The organism is Argonema antarcticum A004/B2 (genome assembly GCF_023333585.1).
Taxonomy (GTDB): domain Bacteria; phylum Cyanobacteriota; class Cyanobacteriia; order Cyanobacteriales; family Aerosakkonemataceae; genus Argonema; species Argonema antarcticum.
Map to the genome: position 1 here is coordinate 1 of NZ_JAIQZN010000007.1, position 17,437 is coordinate 17,437.

Genomic DNA, 17,437 nt, shown 5'->3' on the forward strand with positions numbered 1-17,437 from the left:
CCTTGTCCAGAAATTGATGACTCCTTATCCACCCACCTCCCTCATCAGCCTGCGGCTGATATAGGTCAGTAGGTGTAGGAGTCGCCATCCGGCTTATATCCCGCCGCCGAATCGAAGCGATTATGGCGGGGGACTTACGCCGAAAGAGTTAAATTTTAGATTTGAGATTTTAGATGGCAAATTTATTCAATTTGCAATCTGGAGTTTAAAATCTACAATTCCCTATTACGGCTTTTGTTGAAGTAGCGATCGCCAATCTTTAATCGCCTGTTCTGTCCACAGCCAATTTGTCTTAAGCGTATTAGGCTGAAAATGAACTGAGTCGTCGCGAATCACCTTTTGGCGCAGCTTGAGGGCCTCATTCATCAGACGCGATCGCCGATCGGCTGGTTGATCGAGGGCCGATCGCTTCAGCACTAATGCTAATCCCGCATAAGCTGTGAGGGCATCTGGACTGGCGACTGAGTTGGTTGGTATGGGTGCAAAATTTCCAGCCGTTTCTCTGCTAGCAAGTTCCATTTTGGCAGCTTGTTGTTCTTGCGTTAAATATAGAGCCTCAAACCAAGCCTGGTTAGCACGAGTTAAATTACCTTTTGCGTAGTAAGCAAAGCCGAGAGCGTTGTAGTAAACCGGCGATTTTAACGATCCCGCAGCAGTCTCCCAGTAACGTCGCGCATCATCCACGGTGTAACTTTTGTCTCCCGCCCGAACTGATTGCCAAGCCAAACGTCCGTAGAGAAAGTTAATACCGGGATTATCCTTTTGCTGCTTCGGTACGGCAGTTAAGGCAGCTTTTGCTTGTTCGATCGCACCCCTATCCAGGAGTACTTCGACAGTTTGTTCCCCAGCCGCTAAGTCACCTTGCTTGAAATGTTTAATTGCGATCGCAGTAACGGTTGAAGTGCTGGCTTTTTTAAGAGCGATGGATGGCGCTTTTGCTTGAGGTTGGGCCCCTTTAAGAGCGATGGATGGCGCTTTTGCTTGAGGTTGGGGTGCGGGCGTTGTTGAAGGTGCCTCATGTAACAAATGGGCCGAGCGCAAGCCTACTTGAAACGATCGATTTCGGAAAAACCATAAACTCAAAGAAGTCAAAAGTAAAAAAGTCAAAGGCCAAACCAGCAAAGTTTTGTTTTGTAGGGGCGAGACATTGGCTTTGAAGCGATCGCGTCCCCTGACTTTATCCCATATTTGGACTAAATTTCTAGGCGAATCGATCGCCCTGATTTTTTCTTGGCGATTGGGATTGGTTGTTTTTCCGATTTCTTCAGATAGAATAAGTGGCTTATCCGTATCCACAACAGAATCAAAACGTTGAGTAATAGGTACAGATGTCAACTCCTTGTCTGTTGACTCAACCTTCAGCCTCAAAGTTACATCGGTTAAAGTATTTTTGGGCGACTCTTGGGTAGGATTGGGTTTGGACGGTTGACCGAGAAGACCGGAAATAAAGGCTAAATCTTCTCGATCATCAAAATCATTCATATCTCCATCTTCCAATGCCGTCGGGTTCTGGGCATCGGACTCCTCAAATTCGTCGAACTCCGCAGCTTGTTGTGTAGACATCAAATATCCATCAAATTCCGGGTGAAGATAGAGGATAGGTAAAGCCCAGTAAAAGCGATCGAAACCGTATATCAAAATTAACTTCTGCCGCGCCAAAGTCAAGCTCACATCGACAGGATCGCCTTCACGGATGTTTTCGTAAAACAGATCGGTGAAGGTAGAAGCCACCCGATCCGGCATATACTGAGAAATCGCCAGCACGCTGGAAATACCTGCTTTGACTAGGGCATCTGCCTGATTTTTCTCATCGGCGTCATCCCAGGATATCTCCCTCAAAATTTTCAGTTGTTCTTGATGGTGTCCCTTTAACTCTGACTGAGTGCGAAAAGTCGTCGATTTGCCGACGCAGCGAGAGAAAGCCACATCAGTACTGATGGCAACAAAGCAATCTGGTGAAACATTATCTAGGTTTTCCAAATCGCCACTATAAAGCAATTCCCAAGGAAGATGCGCCAAACGATTATCTTTGAGTTCCAATCGCAGCCGCAATAACTCTCCCCGCGATCGGGCCATTTTTCGAGCCGTCAACCAGCTATTAAGCAGAGTGCCTTGAAACAGCCCCCTGTACAGTTGCTGACCCAGCCCTACCGGGGACTGGGAAGAAGACAGGATGCCATTGTGCCCCTTTGGTTCGCTTGCCTCTGCGGGCAAAATAGCCAGCAACTGTGCAGCTTGGCTTAACCAATCTTCGATTGGCCAAACCACCAGATCTTCCGCCAATGGCACTCCTGGCGCTACTCGTTCTGTTTGCACCAGATATTTATTTTCTCCGACTGGTGTTACGGATACGTGAAATTCCTGAGTCACAGTTGCCCTTCACTCCCGCTCAACTCCTCAATCTCGTTGGCTTTAGCCGCCTTTAAAGCGAGTCCTTCGCCCTTAATATAAGTAGATTCATTTAAGTCGCTAAAGTTTCAATTTTTGTTTCTGAGTCCCTAAAAAGTTGCCGTTGCCATTTTTTTTAAATTTATCCCGATCCCAACGCTTAGGGATCGGACAAAGAGATGGTAGATGCACCCTGATAAGACAACTTCCCCCTGGCCCTCAAGGTCGGGGGTTTTTCTTATTAAAGGTGATTTGCGATCGGGCTAAGAACGGCTCTGAGGCCATATTAGCCTTTCGGATCGTTTTCATTTGCAAAGATATCGTGAAGACGAAGTTACAGGGGCTGCAATCTAATATCTTTGAACGCAACTCGGTATCATTTGTTTGCTTAGATAAGCTTTGTTTGCCTACCCATTCAATCAGGTAACGCTAAATGAAAATTTTTATTGGCTTATTGATAAGTGCATTATTTGCGCTCACCATCTTATTCAGTTCGCCCACTAAGGCTGAAAATCAGGGATTTGGAGAGGGGTCATTTACCGAGTACGAAGCCTATATACATCCTGCCCAAGAACTCGGCCCTGCCACGGGGTCTCAAGCCAAAGGCTATGGTCGAATCCGTTTCGCTCGAAATCTCAGTTCTGGTCATGTTGATGTTCAAATGGCTGGCATCAATCCGGCAAACATGACTGCGTTTCACATCCATTGTGGCACGCCAGATGTCCTCGGCCCGATCGTCGTTAATTTTGGTCAGTTTGGTGATTTTAAGAACACCGTTGTGAATGGTCACTTCTCTGCTTCCATTACTAACGACAAGTTAACCTTTGTCAAACAACCTCTGCCACCGCCTTCTCTTTCTAGTGCGCCTACACTCCCTCTACCTGAAGGTTGCCCCAGCGATCTCAATATTCCCGTTCAAGTCAATACGATCGCAGGCATGGAAGCTTTGGCTAGGAAGGGAGTCCTTTATTTCAACGTTCACACCAAGGGAAACGAATTTTATGGCGAAATGCGAGGTCAGATCTATAAAGTAGAGAAGTATTAAGATTGTCAATGCGTAAGTCATACCAAATTTCTTTCTAAAGCCCGCGCAGACGGGCTTTGTTTGTGTAGCTGCGACTAAAGTCGTCGGGTAACTTTCGCTTTTTTGACAAACAAGGAGAATGGGACAGATGGATAGAACTGTAATCAAATTTTCTTCAGAAGACTGTGGCATTTGCCATAAAATGTCTTTTTATGACCAAAAAGTAGCCGAAGAACTGGGTTTGCAATTTATTAATGTCAAAATGCAGGATACTGCTACCTACCGCAAGTATCGCAAGATTCTGTTAACCCAATATCCCAATAAAGGAGAAATGGGATGGCCGACCTACATAATCTGCGATTCCCCAGAAGGTGAATTTAAGATTTTGGGAGAGGTTAAAGGCGGCCACCCCAAAGGAGAGTTTAGAAGTCGGCTGCAAGAAGTTTTGGATGGAGTAGCAAGTTAGTAAGCTATTACGCATCTAAATCGAATAAAAAGACGGGCAGAATGCCCATCCCACAATAATCTCAGAAAAACTGACTGTGAAATTAGATGCGTAGCAGCTTAGTGTAAGGTGCGTTAGTAACGCACCCTACGCCTTCTAATCCACAACTTTAAAGGATTTGACTTCTAGGACTGGGCCAATCATGGCGAAGGTCATCACATCGTCTCGTACCTCGCCTTTGATTTTGGCTTTCACGCCAGATTTGAGCAGTTCGTCGGGGGCACCTTGGTAGAGTTCGTAGGTTTCCCCTTCCTCCGTGACTATGGCCCAGGTTCCTGGCCCAAGTCCTTTGCGTTCGATCGTGCCGGTAACATTTATACTCATGCGGTTTTTTGTTCTCCCTGCATCGATAACCAAGAGAGTCCGTAACACAGTATGGCGTTGACGATCAGGAAGCTACGAGCCAAAAGCCCTTCTCCCAGCCACATCACATTAGGCATCATCACTGCACTGACTAGCAAGCAGCTGGCGACGCCTATCCCGGAACCAATAGCGAACCATTTCCAGCTACGATTTCCCAGCAGCAGCGCTATTAAGGCTAAGGGAATCAGCACGCTGGCAAAAATGGGGTTTAAGGCGATCGTACCTTGAACGGCGTTGCCGAGTTCGGGAATGGAACTACCCAGGACGCGGAAGGGCCACTGGGGCAGATCGAAGACGTAGAAGCCGCGCAGGAAAAATAACCCAGAACTGCCGAAAATTAGGCCGCCGCTGAGCGACCAACTCCAGCCGGGTAAGTAATTCCGCAAAAACCAAGCCAGGATATAAGAACCCAATACCATCGCAATCTTGGGCAGGAGTGCTACTGCACCGCCATCAAACCAGAAGCGAAGGTTGAGATAGCCGTTTTCGCGCAACCAGCGGAAGAAGTCGCGGAAGGTGATTTGTCCTTTCTGGGCAAATTTGACTGCCGCAGCTGCATCTAGGTGACCAGCACCAAAGTGGTTGAGGGGGTCTTCTGTGACGACTCGTGCCGATTTGGTGAGGACTGTTTCAATTTCATCTGGGTTTTCGACACCGCTGGCTTTCACCAATGCTGCTACTCCGGCAACGTGGGGAGAAGCCATGCTAGTACCTTGGTACTCAGCAAAGACAGGTTCGCCGGTTTGGTAGTCTATGGTTTCTTGCAGAATCTTACCAGTTTCGCTGCCACCGGGTGCGGAGATATCCACACCGGCACCAAAGTTGGAATAGGGTGCTTTTTCACCGGCGGGGCCGGTTGCTGCCACACTGATGACGTGGGGATAACGAGCTGGATAGGAGGAAGAATTTCGATTTTCGTTACCTGCTGCTGCGACTATGACTACGCCTTTACTGTAGGCATAGTCAACGGCTTCTTGCATGAGTTCGCTGGCACCACCGCCACCCAAGCTCATGTTAATCACATCTGCGCCGTTGTCGGCGGCAAATTTGATGGCTTCGGAAATATCGGCAACTGTGCCGCCACCGCTGCCACTCAGCACTTTCAGGGGCATGATGCTGGCTTCGTAGGCGATCCCGGCGACGCCGTAACCGTTGTTGGTTGATTGGGCGATCGTTCCGGCAACGTGGGTGCCGTGTCCGTTGTCGTCATCGGCTTCTTCTTTGTCGTTAACGAAGTCGTAGCCTTTGACAAATTTGGTATCTTTTAAGTCGGGAACGCGACTGACGCCAGTATCGATCACCGCAACTGTCATCCCGCTGCCTTTGGTTTCTTCCCAGGCCGCTTCTACGTTGATGCTCCGCAAGTTCCACTGCTTGGTGTAGTGGGGGTCGTTGGGGACTTCGTAGGCGTTATAGATATAGTTGGGCTCGATAGATTCTGTGGCTTTGGCTATATCTGACTTTTTCAGGGCGTTAAGTAAGTTGGCATCGCCCTTGACAATATAGACATTATCCTTTATGGAGAATTCGCTGTTTAGGAAAGGGTTAACGTGATACTGTTGTGCGATCGCGCTAAGCTTACCAGCGATTTGCGCTGCTGGAACATCTTCCCGGAAGTCCAGCACAATAGAGTCATAGGTGCCACGGGTTGCCAAACCTTTAAAATTAAAGATCGCAAAACCCAGGCCGATTATAAACAAGCACAGAATAAAAACCTTTCTCATCTAAGACCTCACGGGAGAACGGAAACCGCGATGTTTTAACTCGCGGATGAAGTTCGAGTCGGCATTTAAAAATGCCGTCCCCGATTTGGGGAGGATAGAAAGAGGTACAGTTTCTATCCATTCCTGTTAAATAGCCGGAAGCGCCTATCCTGTACGATGTAATGTTAGCTTCGCCAATGTTTAAGGTCGGTAACTATCAAGAAAGCACTGTCTTACCCCTCGTAAAACTGTTTAACCTTCTTGTTCTAGAGCAAGGAACTAGCTACGCATCCCTTGGTAGGTTCTTCAACGCTTACCTTAAACGTAGTCCTTGCGAGACTGAGGCTGGTCAGCTATCTAAAGTTTGAGGCATGACGCCCCGTTTCTTTAGAGCGGGGTGCTGACGTCAACCTGCTAGGGATAGCGCCAGTTTAATCACCACGATAACTCAAGCTCACCCGATTAGAACATTTTGTTGCAGGATATTAAGTAAAAGGGAAAAGGGAAAATTAGGCTTTCTCTATCTGCCTTCACCAATTTACTCGTAGCGAACGCTGGGATAACGAAAAATGGAAAGAGGTCTTTTATGGCTGCCCCTGCTGGCAGCGTTTATTTGGCTAGCTTGGGCTGGCTGGAACGAATTTCAAAAAGTTCAAGCTTATCAGCGCTGGGCATCCCAGTTTGAGCGTGCTAAGTACGATATTTATGCGGTTTTGGGTCAAAATGGCAGCAATTTGACTTGGGGAAAACCTACGCGCAGCGAACCAATCAATCTGCAAACTTTTTCTCTAATAAATATAAAATATATCTATCTAATGGTAGATGACAAAGCAGTAGATTCAAAAAATCCACCTAGCCAAGGTCGTACAGTTGCTTTGGAATTTTTGTTTTCAGAGTCTGGTGCTTCTGTGCGAATTCCCTTCACAGAAATACCCCTGGCAGCTGAGTGGGGAAAATATTTGCAGCAGGAATTGCAACGTTTGCATAATGGGGCATAGAAGATAGGGACTGGGAGAAGATTTTTTATCCACAATTTTCACCAAAATCCCTATTGCTTATCACCAATTCCCGATTTGGCAATTCCTGCTAAATGGGATTTAGTCTTGACCTGTCACTTTTTCAATCAATTGTTTCGCTTCTTTGATTATGCCAGTGTCCGGTTGTGTTTCTTCGTATTCCTCTAAGTTTTTTTCGTAAACCTTTTCTAAACCTTGTTCGTCAACTGCCTTCACGGCTTTTTCGTAAGCCGCTGCTCGATTTACAGTACCTTCGCTAGCTTCGTTGGCGTTGTCGATGCCTTTTTCTATAGTCGGTTGGCTTTGTACGGGAGCTGCTGCTAAACTTGGCCCTGCGGTGAAAAGGAATAAAGCCGACAGGCTAATGAAACTAATCAGACTGAAAGCCACAAGGCTGTTGCGGATTGCTTGCTTTAAGCTTGAAAAAATGCGCTGCATCTAATTTTTCTCCTAACTTTGTTTTTAGTTCAAAAATACGCACAGATACCTTTAAACCCTTAAAGAAAAAAGGGCTAAAAAGCTATCTACAAGGCTGGAATTTTTAAGGGTGCCTAAATGGTGCATAAGTTTGTTGTTCACAAGTATCCTAAGTGTGTAGCTACTACTTTCGCTTCTGCCCAAAGGTACATTCAAAAGGTAATGAAAATCACAAATTATTAATGTTATAGCAACTTTAGGGCGATGAGGGCAACTCCAATTGTTACCTTTAACCTCTTCCCTCTTCCCTCTTCCCTCTTCCCTCTTCCCTAGCCCCTAGCCCCTAGCCCCTAGCCCCTAGCTATAAAGTTAACTGCCTTGCTGTACCATCATCGTGGTAGCGCTGTTCGCCTATACCTACGAGTTGTACGATCGCATCTCGCGCTGGTGGAGAAAATTGTCCCTGACGCGCTCCAATTTCTACTATAGTTTGTTGCCCATCTGGATAAACGCGATAAGTAGTGGTTGCCCAAGCGCCGCTTTTATATTCAAAGCTATGACCGTCATCTTCGTAAAGCGTCCACTCACCTGTACCAGGCCAAATACGCAGCGTTAATTGGTCTAGGGGACGTTCGTCAACGTATTGCATTACTGGTGCCATTGGGATAATTGCGCCAGCACGCACGTAGAGAGGCATCCGTTCTAGTGGAGCCTGTGCCAGGATATGGACAGGCCCTTTGTAGCGATCGCCACTCCACCAGTCATACCAGGTGCCTTCGGGGAGGTATACGGCGCGATGATCGATTCCAGGTCGGTAGATGGGTGCTGCCATCAGGGATGGGCCGAGCAATACTTGGTCGTAGAGGTTGTAGGTTTTGCGATCGTTGGGGAAATGATAAAGTAAGGGACGCAAAATCGGTGCCCCTGTTGTCGCCGCTGACCAGAAAAGTGTGTAAATGTATGGCAATAGCCGATATCGCAAATTGATATATTCGCGGCAGATTTTCTCGACTCGATCGCCAAATACCCACGGTTCGTGACGTGCCGTACTCATTGCCGAGTGACCGCGCATCAAGGGATAAAGCATTCCCACCTGCATCCACCGGGCGAACATTTCGGCAGTCGCGTTGCCAGCAAATCCGCCAATATCACAACCCACAAACTGCACGCCTGATAACCCCATATTGCAAAGCATGGGCAGGGACATTTCTAAATGATCCCATAAGGATTGGTTGTCGCCCATCCACACGGACGACCACTTTTGAATGCCTGCAAAACCCGATCGCGTTAGCACGAAGGATCTCTCTGTAGAACGGTGTCGCTCAAGTCCTTGAAAACAAGCTTTAGCCATTGACAAACCGTACAAATTATGGACTTCCAGATGATTTGTCAGCTCGTCGGGCGGGCCTTGGGGTGCGTCGAAGGGAAACCAGATTTTATTGCCGGGATCGCCAAAAGGCCGATCGTCCAGTGCGGGTTCGTTCATATCGTTCCAGATACCCGCAATGCCAATATCGGTGAGGGTTTTCTGCCAGTCGCCCCACCACTGCTGCACATCCGATCGCAAAAAATCTGGAAATACCGCTTTATCAGGCCAAACATAGCCGTGGAATAGTTGTCCATCCGCTTTACGAACAAAATAATCCTGTTTTATGCCTCGATCGAAAACGGGATAATCTGCTTCTGGTTCGTACTTAACGCCGGGGTCGATAATAGTTACTGTCTTAAAACCATCTTGTTTCAAATCGCTAATTAGTTTGGCAGGATCGGGGAAGCGTTTCGGACTCCAGGTGAAGACGCGATAACCGCGCATATAATCGATATCGAGATGGATGACATCGCAAGGAATGCTGCGATCGCGAAATTCCTGCGCTAGTTCCCGCACCACCGTTTCTGATTCATAACTCCAGCGACATTGATGATAGCCCAACGACCATTTTGGCGGTAGTGGCATTCTACCTGTTAGTTGAGTGTAGGTATCAAGAATTTGAGCGGGTTCATCGCCATAAATAATGTAGTAATCGAGTTCGTCGCCGCGTGTTTCCATCCGTAAAACACCTGGTTTCTCAGCACCAATATCGAATTGACTCCAAAACGTAGTGTTGAAAAAGATGCCGTAACCAACTCCCCCTAATCCCTCTTGTAAACGGGAGTGATTTTCATCGTGACGCAAAGCGATAAAAAATGGAATCGCTTGGTACATTTCGTCAGTAAGCGAACCGTAATCTAGCGCATCAGTTGTCCAATTAGTCTTAACTTCAGATAATTTATCGAGAAATCCAGTCCGTTCGCCAAAGCCATAAAAATGTTCGTCAGCTTCGATGCGTTTCCAAGCTGCAACTGCACCAGTACGCCAACCCATACTCATATCTATATCGTGAGCGAAAGGACGCCCATATTTGTCAAAACATTGGATGCGGCAAGGATGGCGTTGAATGGAAACGCGCATCTTTTCTGTTTCGATTTCTATAGTTTCATTTGTTTCTTGAAATTGGAAATGTACGATATCCCATTCTTCATCATCCAGGGTAACCGCCCAGGAACGGCGCGACATAAATTCGCCGTTTGGTGATAGACGGACGCGGATTAAGTTGGGTGCCAGCACGGTAATTTTCAGACGCGCATCGCCACATTCGCAGGTGACACAGCGTTCCTCGTGTTGGACCGATCGTACCGTTCCAATTGTTGACCAAGGCTGATTTGTTGTGGGTAGTTTTCCGAAGTATTGCGGCATAACTTGACATCCTCCCGGCGCTAATTCGGAGTACCGAATATAGCGCGGGATTCCAAAGATTGCTCTTTGGGCTTCCTCTTTCCACGAGTCGGCTTACTTAATTGAGTTGACCCAACCAAGCAGAGGTCATTCTCTCTAGAGGCGTTAATTTCCGTCTGCCCGACGGTATTTTCTAACATTTTACTTAAGATGGATAGCGCAATATTTAGAATATTAATAGCCGCGTTCCAATCTCGATCTTGAATATGCCCACAGTGATGGCATTGATGAGTTCTATTGCTTAAGGTTTTCTTAACTACCGTACCGCAATTAGAACAATCCTGTGATGTATAGTTCGGAGGAACAGCTACAACTGGTACTGCAAATACTTGACCGAAATATTCAAGCCATTGTCTAAACATCGACCAAGAAGCATCACTAATTGATTTAGCTAAATGATGATTCTTCACCATGTTTTTTACCTGTAAGTCTTCAATGGCTACCAAGTCACTAGACTGGATTACGCACCTTGCTAATTTGACAACAAAGTCTTTACGCTGCCTTTCAACTTTTAGGTGTTTCCTACCTAAGCGATTCTTGGCTTTCTTTCTATTTTTTGACCCAATATTTTTTCGTGAAAGTTGACGAGCAGCTCTCTTGAGCGATTTTTCACCTTGACGTAAAAAGCGAGGATTTTCTATTTGATTGCCTTCTGAATCGGTGTAGAAATGGTTTAAACCAACATCTAGCCCTAACATTCGACCTGTTAATTCATGGGTTTCTTTCCTTTCATGATTAATGCAAAACTGCACGTAATATCCATCAGAGCGACGAACTATCCTAACACGCTTAAGAAGGTCTATTTGGTAAAAATGTAAGTCTCTAGTTCCCCAAAGTCTGAAAGTACCAGCACCAAATTTATCCGTGAAAGTTATATATCTTCTATCGGATGAAAGCTTCCAACCACAGGTTTTATACTCAACTGATGCTCTGGTCAACAGTTTTTTGAACTTCGGATAACCTTTTTTGCCTGCTACTTTCTGTTTGCAGTTATCAAAAAATCGAACTATAGCCAACCAAGCGCGTTCAGCCATTGCCTGTCTTGCCATTGAGTTAAGTTTTTTAACCCAAGGGAATTCAGGATTGTCAGCCAGGACTTTGCAGTATTTGTTCAAGTCCATGCCGTTTACTCCTGGATTATCCATCCAGTATCGCAAAGCTTTATTACGAACAAAAAGCCCAGTCCGCAACATCTCATCGAGGATGCGGTACTGAGCTTCTGTTCCTTTTATTTTTGCTTCGTAAACTAACATTTTATAGAAATGTGCTGTGTAAATATAGTAACATGATTTGTTAAAATTGGGTACATCGAGTACCCAATTTTAACCCGCCTTTCATCCCCACACCAAGCAGAAGCTGCTATGGTGTGGGTCTGACCGGCGGGGTAGATAAAAATGGCCTAACGCACGCAAGTCTATTTAGAAGAGTGGGGAATCGCTGTAGTGTGCCAATATATCGGCGGGGTTGTCATAAATAGCGATCGCATCCTTTAGCTGACTCTCCTCGAAACCACCGCAGCGTACTGCGATCGTGCCGACACCAGCTTTATTGGCAGATTCAATATCGTAGGGAGTGTCAGCAATCATCACAACTTGACTTGGTTCGATCTCAAGTTTACTAAGTGCTGCTTCCACAATATCGGGTGCTGGTTTAGATTCTTCAGCATCGCTTGATGTTGTTGCTTCATCTAGCAAATCATCCACCTGCGCGGCTTTCAGCAAGAAAGAAAGTTCTTCAGTTGTAGCCGAAGTAGCAATAATCAGTCGTAATCCTTCTTTCTGCATCCTCAAGATAAGTTCTCTCGATCCCTTAGTCGGATGTAGTGTTGGTGCAAAGCGTTTGATCATCAGTTCTTTGCGCTTTTCGGAAATAGCTTTTCCATCTCCTTCCTCATCATTAAGTCCAGGCACCATTTTCGGTATAATTTTATCGCCACCCATACCGATCAGCGGTCGAACTTTTTCGTATGGCACCTCATATCCATTAGTTGCAAATGCTTCCACCCAAGCTTGTGCGTGAGCATCATTGCTGAGGACAAGTGTGCCATCTACATCTAGAATTACTGCTTGCAATGCCATTGTTAAATTTTGCGATCGTTCTCTTACCCAAATGAACTTTAAACGTCAAAACGCCTTATATCGTCTGCCTTTGGAGAGAATAATACAGTGTCCGGTTGCATCATTAGTACATGAGTGAGATCGTCAAATTTTCTGTTGTCATCGTTGGTTAAATTTTTACCGCAGATGAAGAGAGATGAACGCAGATAAACGCAGATAAGAATAATCCACGATTTTTTTAGGTAACCAATTCGTAAGGATATGATATAAGTTAATCACGGCACGGCGATAAAAGCTGTGTTAAGCAGCTTATTGCTCAGGCTCCTTGCATCGCTACTTTAGGTAAGCTGCTGAGGCATAAAAAGACTATTCCATTTCCGATGGCGGATTTTTGCCTATTTTCATTGCCTTCTTGCTTTGCTTCAACGGCTTCCACAAAGATTTGATCTGTCGGTAAGCTTCCTGGGGAGTAAGCTTACCTCCAGTTTCTAGTGCCGCTATATATGCAACTTTCTGAGCAAATTCTTGCAAATTGGCGTTAAAAGCTAGGTGTTCGGGTGTAAACGCACCATAGTAGCGGCTCCGTGGGTAGAAAAAGTTGTTTTTGCTCTCTTGGTTGAAGTTTTTGTCCTTAGTTGACATTGATTTTTAATCGTAATAACCTTGGTTATACATATTCTTAACCAATTCTTAACCAAAAGTATACCCTGCTGGGGGATAAACTTTGCAAAGATTAACTTATGTTGTCATTGGTCAGTTGTCAGTTGTCAGTTGTTATTCTCTTTCCTCGCCTCCCCCACTCTCCCACTCCCCCACTCTCCCACTCCCCCACTCTCCCACTCTCCCACTCCCCCACTCTCCCACTCCCCCACTCTCCCGCAACGCTGCACGCATAGTTAAAACCCAAGAGCCGTGTGCGATCGGGTATTTTATAGCAACCGATGAGTCGGTTAAGCCATAAATCTGGGGTAGGGGCGAACGCGAGTGCGTGCCGAGTTCATTAGCATTCGGGCATATAATTTATTGGTTAAAACCGAAGATTTACTACCCGAATGCTTCGCCCCTACTGTCAAGAGTCGCCTTGGTGGTTGCTATACAAGCTAGTCATGATTTGAAATAATTCATTAGACAAATCGTAAGGAGCTTGGCGCTGTTTTTGAAAGAGAACACCTGCTAATAGATAGATGTTTTGTGAATAAAAAGCCATGTTTTTTTCTCGCATCTTGGCAATCGTATTCCTAACTTTTGGCTCAGAACTATAATAGCCAAACTCTAGAGGCGAAACTAAAAACTTGGAGATGTAATAACCTTGTTCGAGGCCATAATCAATCGTCTCTACAGGATTGGAGTAACTAGAAATCATCAGCATCACGTTTTCGTAATCTAATGACAGGAGTTGTTTGGTAATAGTAGATCCGTCGTTGCCTCCACGTAACAAGGGTAGATAGATCTCGTCATCTACTGACGGTAAATATGGCGGGTTTGATACAAGATACCTGGAATCAGGTTTAGCCGAATTAAAAAAGCAGGAATTATGAACTACATATTTATCATTGAGTTCGTAGGCGGCAATTTTTGAATTGGCGATATCGCAAGCTGAACTGTTCAACTCATAACCATGAATTAAGCCATCAAACTGAGTTCTAAGTAATGAATTAAGAACTGGAAGGCCATCGCCAGAACCAAATTCGATCGCAACTTCATTTTCATGACAATTACTTAGAATCATCATGTCTAAGCATTGTGAGTAAAAATTCGATTCTTCTGGGCAAATAAATACTTCTTTTCCAGAAGGGCTCCTCTTAGCAATTTTGGAGGTGGGATTTTGGGTAGAGATTTTGCGAGAGCCCAAAATTGACGTGGCTGTTGGATTTAAGATTGTCTGGTCAAACATTGTATGGCGGTTGGTAGTTGGGAAAAGGTTAGTGTTGGAAAATCAAACTTGTGGCTCATGGCAAAGCTAGCTGGTTGCCAGGATATAGGGCTAAGCATTCAGACAGCAAATGTGGGTTTTGAGTAAGAAATTGTGGCCTGAATGCTTCGCCTCTACTCACTCACGATTGTGATGGCTCAGCTTGGTAAGAAGAATGTTCGGTTCGACGGATACAATAGGTTTTTAAAGTGATGCTTCTACTTCGCGGATCGATCGCACTACAGCAGCGCCAGCGCGATCGCCCATACATTTCCCTTGGTCGTACCCCAGGACGATTTCCCAGGCGCTTGAGGCGTACATATCCGCCAATGGCAAAGCCGCATCATCTAACATCCAGCGACCGTGCAGCTCGTCTACTTTAATGTGCAGATCCCAATAGGCTGTTGCATCTGCTTGAAGTCCCAATCGGTCAGCTGCGGCGCGGTAGTTTTTGAACGGGGCCGGTACGGAAAGTTCTCCGTAGAGCAGTCCGCCGATGTAGCGTAGGAAACAGCGCTTGCGTTCGGTGAGCAAGAAGCTATGGTTGATGAGTGCGAGAATTTCCCAAGGCACTAAATCAAAATATGCCTCTGGTTCGGTGTGCATTTTGAATTCGGCAAGCATGGTGATGAAATGGGATGAGTGCTTGCGGCCAAGACGACCGCCGCCGTACTCTTCCAGCAGCAAGCGCGTCAGCACCGAATGCACCTCATTACTGACACCACCCAGGGTGCGGGACAGTTGACTTGCTTCGACTAATCCATCCAGGGATGCGATCGCAAGCAGATGGCGATATCCCGCCTCAGTCATCTCTTCTCGTATGTAATGACTGTCCTGTGTTAGAGGTGGATCGAGGTCGCTTTTTACCCGCTCAATTAATGCCTGCTTGACATCAAGTTTTTGCAGGCTTTCTACATCTAAGTGCGACAACTCCCACTGCTGCCAAACTTCCTCGATTCGATCGCGTATCTTTCGCAAGTAATAAGAACGCTCGTTGGTGTAATGACGCAAATCGTCATACCAAAAAAGCTTTAATCGGTTGATGCGATAAAGCACGCGCTGTAAAAAAAGATGTGCCGCGTTGCTAGAGCCTGATGCTCCTGCGTAAGCAACTGGGATTGCGCGTGCGATCGCGCTTTCAAAATCAACAGCAATTTCAGGTTGTGCAGCTAGTTTTTTGTCTAAATCTTCCAGTTCCAACAGCGCGATGAATTGCTGCTCAGCCTCATCATATTTGAAAACTTCCGTTTGTAGCTCAGCCTTACTATTCACCTTAAAGTTGGTTAGCGGCAAGCTAACTACATTGCTCGGCATCTCATCTTCCTTATTCTCGTACAACTTATTTTTGTTTATTATTTTGTTGTCCGCACAATTTAACAATAACTTCGTTATAGGCATTATTAAATCTTTCTTAAGTAGGAACGATTGCAGAGATAAAAGATTAAAAAATTAGGGTGGGCTTTACCCACCCTAATCAACTATGACTCATCATCGGTCATTTTTTATTGCATATATTTAATGACCGATAACTTGGATATCAGGATGTTGTATAGTTCTCATCTTTCCAACAGCGTGGCAGATCCTCCCCGGAAGGAAAAAGCAATTTTTCCTTGGCATAAGAAACAGCCTGTTGTTCTTCTTGACCTTCTTGATCTCGTCCTGTTACCTCATTCTTAATAGGGTTGAACAAGTCTTCAACATCGACTATTTTGATTAAATTGCCATTCTCTTTCGTTTTGAGAAACATAAAACCTCTGTAAGTAGATCTAATTGCTTTAATTTATAATTTTTTTACGGCAAATTGGTCATCTATCAAAAGTTGTTTGTTATTGTTTACACTCGTTTATTTGTGCCGCCAACCAATGACTAATGACAGATGACAAATGACCGATGGCCGATTAAGGCTTGAGAACCACCTTGATGCAGTTGTCTTTTTTGTGCTTGAAAATTTCGTAGCCTTTCGGCGCGTCTGACAAACTCATGCGATGGGTGAGTTCCCCCCAGATTTGGGGGGCAAAACCTTGGTTAGTGCGTAAGTCCTGTTCAGATTTCAGATTGGAGATTTAATTTTTCTATTAGACTTCTCCAATCTGAAATCTAAAATTACTTATTTCACACGCCTACAGCAGGTGAAGTAGAAGGTTTGGCCGGTTTGGCAATTTCTGAACCCAACCGCGCATGGTAAAGTTGTACAAACCGTTGTTCGTAATCAGATAGAGCGATTTCGATTTGGTTGAATATCTCTGTTGTAACTGGGTCGGTAAACTGATTGCGTAGTTCATAGGTATCAACAACAGCAGTTTGGATATCGCCCAAGGCGCGACGCAGCATCGCCATTTCGTCGCTACCTTGAAGAGAGGTTTTTAATTTGGCATAAGCGTCAGCTGCTTGCGCGGGTAAAGAAGGTTTTTCGCCCAGTCCATTCAGCCGTTCTTCCAGCATTTGGATATGTTGCTTTTTAGTTGCGATTGTCTCTTGAAGGAGACTGCGTACTTCCCCATCAGATGACTTTTCGGCGTAATGCTCAAACGCTTCGCAGGAATAACGTTCACCCGCAAGTGCTGTGTTCAAAGCCTTGACAATATCGCCCTTAGTCGATCCATCCCAAGCGGCTGCAATTTTCCACCATTCTGCCGTAACATCATTTTCATTAGGCAGATCGACTTCTTTGCCACCATAACCCAGACGACTCAGAATTGCTGTTGCGAAAATCGCCAAATCTCCAGGACGGCGCGATGTAATTAGATTGCCATCTACAACCAGAGGCTCATCGATATAGTTCGCACCGGCGTTAATAATATCCTTGCGGATCGAGATAAAACAGGTCGCATTTTTGCCTTTGAGCAAATCGCCTTCAATCAAAACTTGTGGCCCGTGACAAATAGCTGCAACCAGTTTTCCTTGCGCCATCGCCTGCTGCACAAATTTTACCGTATTCGGGTTGGTACGCATCGTGTCGGGAGCAAGACCTCCCGGAATAACGACTGCATCGAACTCTTCAGGGCGTGCTTCTGTCGTCGTTGCATCCGGTTTGATGGAAAGTTTGCCCTGTTTCCCCACATAGGTGCTGTTCATGCGGGAACCAAGGACAACTACGTCAAATCCCGCCATTTTTAGCGCCTTGTAAGGAACTTGAAATTCGGCGTCTTCAACACCAGTTTCAATTAAAATAGCAACTCTTTTTTTGCTGACATGATTATTGTCTTGAGTCATGTAATTACCTCAAATTATTTCAAATGGGCATTTAAGATTGCAAATTCATTTTTTTAATCTGCAATC

The 17,437-nt window shown here is 45.5% G+C and carries 16 protein-coding genes; 4 read left to right on the forward strand and 12 right to left on the reverse strand.

Annotation, left to right across the window (positions count from 1 at the left end):
• Window positions 1–225 precede the first annotated feature (225 nt).
• Entirely contained in the window at window positions 226–2,370 is a 2,145-nt protein-coding gene (locus LAY57_RS04480; protein WP_249065104.1) for a tetratricopeptide repeat protein, read from the reverse strand.
• A 451-nt stretch (window positions 2,371–2,821) separates the two neighbouring features.
• Between LAY57_RS04480 and LAY57_RS04485 the strand changes: the two genes are divergently transcribed.
• Both LAY57_RS04485 and LAY57_RS04490 read left to right on the forward strand, forming a co-directional pair.
• Window positions 2,822–3,433, forward strand: a complete 612-nt coding sequence (locus LAY57_RS04485) for a CHRD domain-containing protein (RefSeq protein ID WP_249065105.1) — start codon at window positions 2,822–2,824, stop codon at window positions 3,431–3,433.
• Window positions 3,434–3,560: 127 nt separating this feature from the next.
• Window positions 3,561–3,878 carry a TlpA family protein disulfide reductase gene (locus tag LAY57_RS04490; RefSeq protein ID WP_249065106.1) on the forward strand — a complete coding sequence of 106 codons (318 nt, stop codon included), beginning with the start codon at window positions 3,561–3,563 and terminating at the stop codon, window positions 3,876–3,878.
• Window positions 3,879–4,013: 135 nt separating this feature from the next.
• Here the strand turns inward: LAY57_RS04490 and LAY57_RS04495 are convergent, their stop codons facing one another.
• Together LAY57_RS04495 and LAY57_RS04500 are read right to left on the reverse strand one after the other, a co-directional pair.
• The gene (locus LAY57_RS04495) at window positions 4,014–4,241 is read right to left on the reverse strand and encodes a hypothetical protein (RefSeq protein ID WP_249065107.1); all 228 of its coding nucleotides are present in this window, start codon (window positions 4,239–4,241) and stop codon (window positions 4,014–4,016) included.
• Window positions 4,238–6,004: a S8 family peptidase gene (locus tag LAY57_RS04500; protein ID WP_249065108.1), complete on the reverse strand. Its 1,767-nt coding sequence runs from the start codon at window positions 6,002–6,004 to the stop codon at window positions 4,238–4,240. Before LAY57_RS04500 ends, LAY57_RS04495 begins: the two co-directional genes overlap by 4 nt.
• A 548-nt stretch (window positions 6,005–6,552) precedes the next feature.
• Here LAY57_RS04500 and LAY57_RS04505 point away from each other — a divergent pair.
• Window positions 6,553–6,981, forward strand: a complete 429-nt coding sequence (locus LAY57_RS04505) for a hypothetical protein (protein WP_249065109.1) — start codon at window positions 6,553–6,555, stop codon at window positions 6,979–6,981.
• Window positions 6,982–7,080: 99 nt separating this feature from the next.
• Here the strand turns inward: LAY57_RS04505 and LAY57_RS04510 are convergent, their stop codons facing one another.
• The 5 genes from LAY57_RS04510 to LAY57_RS04530 all read right to left on the reverse strand — a co-directional run bounded on the left by LAY57_RS04510 (window position 7,081) and on the right by LAY57_RS04530 (window position 12,888).
• Window positions 7,081–7,437, reverse strand: coding sequence for a hypothetical protein (locus LAY57_RS04510; protein WP_249065110.1), 357 nt, complete (start codon window positions 7,435–7,437; stop codon window positions 7,081–7,083).
• A gap of 340 nt (window positions 7,438–7,777) precedes the next feature.
• The gene (locus tag LAY57_RS04515; protein ID WP_249065111.1) at window positions 7,778–10,150 is read right to left on the reverse strand and encodes a glycoside hydrolase family 31 protein; all 2,373 of its coding nucleotides are present in this window, start codon (window positions 10,148–10,150) and stop codon (window positions 7,778–7,780) included.
• 20 nt (window positions 10,151–10,170) lie between these two features.
• Entirely contained in the window at window positions 10,171–11,442 is a 1,272-nt protein-coding gene (locus LAY57_RS04520; protein WP_249065112.1) for an RNA-guided endonuclease InsQ/TnpB family protein, read from the reverse strand.
• 165 nt (window positions 11,443–11,607) lie between these two features.
• On the reverse strand, window positions 11,608–12,267 hold the full coding sequence (locus LAY57_RS04525; RefSeq protein ID WP_249065113.1) for an HAD family hydrolase: 660 nt from the start codon (window positions 12,265–12,267) through the stop codon (window positions 11,608–11,610).
• 345 nt (window positions 12,268–12,612) lie between these two features.
• On the reverse strand, window positions 12,613–12,888 hold the full coding sequence (locus LAY57_RS04530; protein WP_249065114.1) for a DUF7219 family protein: 276 nt from the start codon (window positions 12,886–12,888) through the stop codon (window positions 12,613–12,615).
• A gap of 82 nt (window positions 12,889–12,970) precedes the next feature.
• On the opposite strand from LAY57_RS04530, the gene LAY57_RS04535 reads away from it, so the two are divergent.
• Window positions 12,971–13,207, forward strand: a complete 237-nt coding sequence (locus LAY57_RS04535; RefSeq protein WP_249065115.1) for a hypothetical protein — start codon at window positions 12,971–12,973, stop codon at window positions 13,205–13,207.
• 108 nt (window positions 13,208–13,315) lie between these two features.
• On the opposite strand, the gene LAY57_RS04540 is transcribed toward LAY57_RS04535, so the two are convergent.
• From LAY57_RS04540 to LAY57_RS04555, 4 genes are all read right to left on the reverse strand, one after another.
• Window positions 13,316–13,978 (reverse strand): class I SAM-dependent methyltransferase, encoded by a 663-nt coding sequence (locus LAY57_RS04540; protein WP_249065116.1) that lies wholly within the window; start codon window positions 13,976–13,978, stop codon window positions 13,316–13,318.
• A 384-nt stretch (window positions 13,979–14,362) separates the two neighbouring features.
• Window positions 14,363–15,556, reverse strand: a complete 1,194-nt coding sequence (locus LAY57_RS04545; protein ID WP_249065117.1) for an iron-containing redox enzyme family protein — start codon at window positions 15,554–15,556, stop codon at window positions 14,363–14,365.
• Between the two features lie 139 nt (window positions 15,557–15,695).
• Window positions 15,696–15,905, reverse strand: a complete 210-nt coding sequence (locus tag LAY57_RS04550) for an acetyltransferase (protein ID WP_249065118.1) — start codon at window positions 15,903–15,905, stop codon at window positions 15,696–15,698.
• 365 nt (window positions 15,906–16,270) lie between these two features.
• Window positions 16,271–17,371, reverse strand: a complete 1,101-nt coding sequence (locus LAY57_RS04555; protein WP_249065119.1) for a DJ-1/PfpI/YhbO family deglycase/protease — start codon at window positions 17,369–17,371, stop codon at window positions 16,271–16,273.
• Between the last annotated feature and the right edge of the window lie 66 nt (window positions 17,372–17,437).

Excerpts from the sequence above, each read along its gene's own strand:
- LAY57_RS04485 (WP_249065105.1), top strand. The coding sequence starts at position 2,822 with ATGAAAATTTTTATTGGCTTATTGATAAGTGCATTATTTGCGCTCACC.
- LAY57_RS04555 (WP_249065119.1), bottom strand. The coding sequence starts at position 17,371 with ATGACTCAAGACAATAATCATGTCAGCAAAAAAAGAGTTGCTATTTTA.
- LAY57_RS04525 (WP_249065113.1), bottom strand. The coding sequence starts at position 12,267 with ATGGCATTGCAAGCAGTAATTCTAGATGTAGATGGCACACTTGTCCTC.
- LAY57_RS04495 (WP_249065107.1), bottom strand. The coding sequence starts at position 4,241 with ATGAGTATAAATGTTACCGGCACGATCGAACGCAAAGGACTTGGGCCA.
- LAY57_RS04520 (WP_249065112.1), bottom strand. The coding sequence starts at position 11,442 with ATGTTAGTTTACGAAGCAAAAATAAAAGGAACAGAAGCTCAGTACCGC.
- LAY57_RS04505 (WP_249065109.1), top strand. The coding sequence starts at position 6,553 with ATGGAAAGAGGTCTTTTATGGCTGCCCCTGCTGGCAGCGTTTATTTGG.
- LAY57_RS04530 (WP_249065114.1), bottom strand. The coding sequence starts at position 12,888 with ATGTCAACTAAGGACAAAAACTTCAACCAAGAGAGCAAAAACAACTTT.
- LAY57_RS04510 (WP_249065110.1), bottom strand. The coding sequence starts at position 7,437 with ATGCAGCGCATTTTTTCAAGCTTAAAGCAAGCAATCCGCAACAGCCTT.
- LAY57_RS04490 (WP_249065106.1), top strand. The coding sequence starts at position 3,561 with ATGGATAGAACTGTAATCAAATTTTCTTCAGAAGACTGTGGCATTTGC.
- LAY57_RS04500 (WP_249065108.1), bottom strand. The coding sequence starts at position 6,004 with ATGAGAAAGGTTTTTATTCTGTGCTTGTTTATAATCGGCCTGGGTTTT.
- LAY57_RS04515 (WP_249065111.1), bottom strand. The coding sequence starts at position 10,150 with ATGCCGCAATACTTCGGAAAACTACCCACAACAAATCAGCCTTGGTCA.
- LAY57_RS04540 (WP_249065116.1), bottom strand. The coding sequence starts at position 13,978 with ATGATGATTCTAAGTAATTGTCATGAAAATGAAGTTGCGATCGAATTT.
- LAY57_RS04545 (WP_249065117.1), bottom strand. The coding sequence starts at position 15,556 with ATGCCTATAACGAAGTTATTGTTAAATTGTGCGGACAACAAAATAATA.
- LAY57_RS04550 (WP_249065118.1), bottom strand. The coding sequence starts at position 15,905 with ATGTTTCTCAAAACGAAAGAGAATGGCAATTTAATCAAAATAGTCGAT.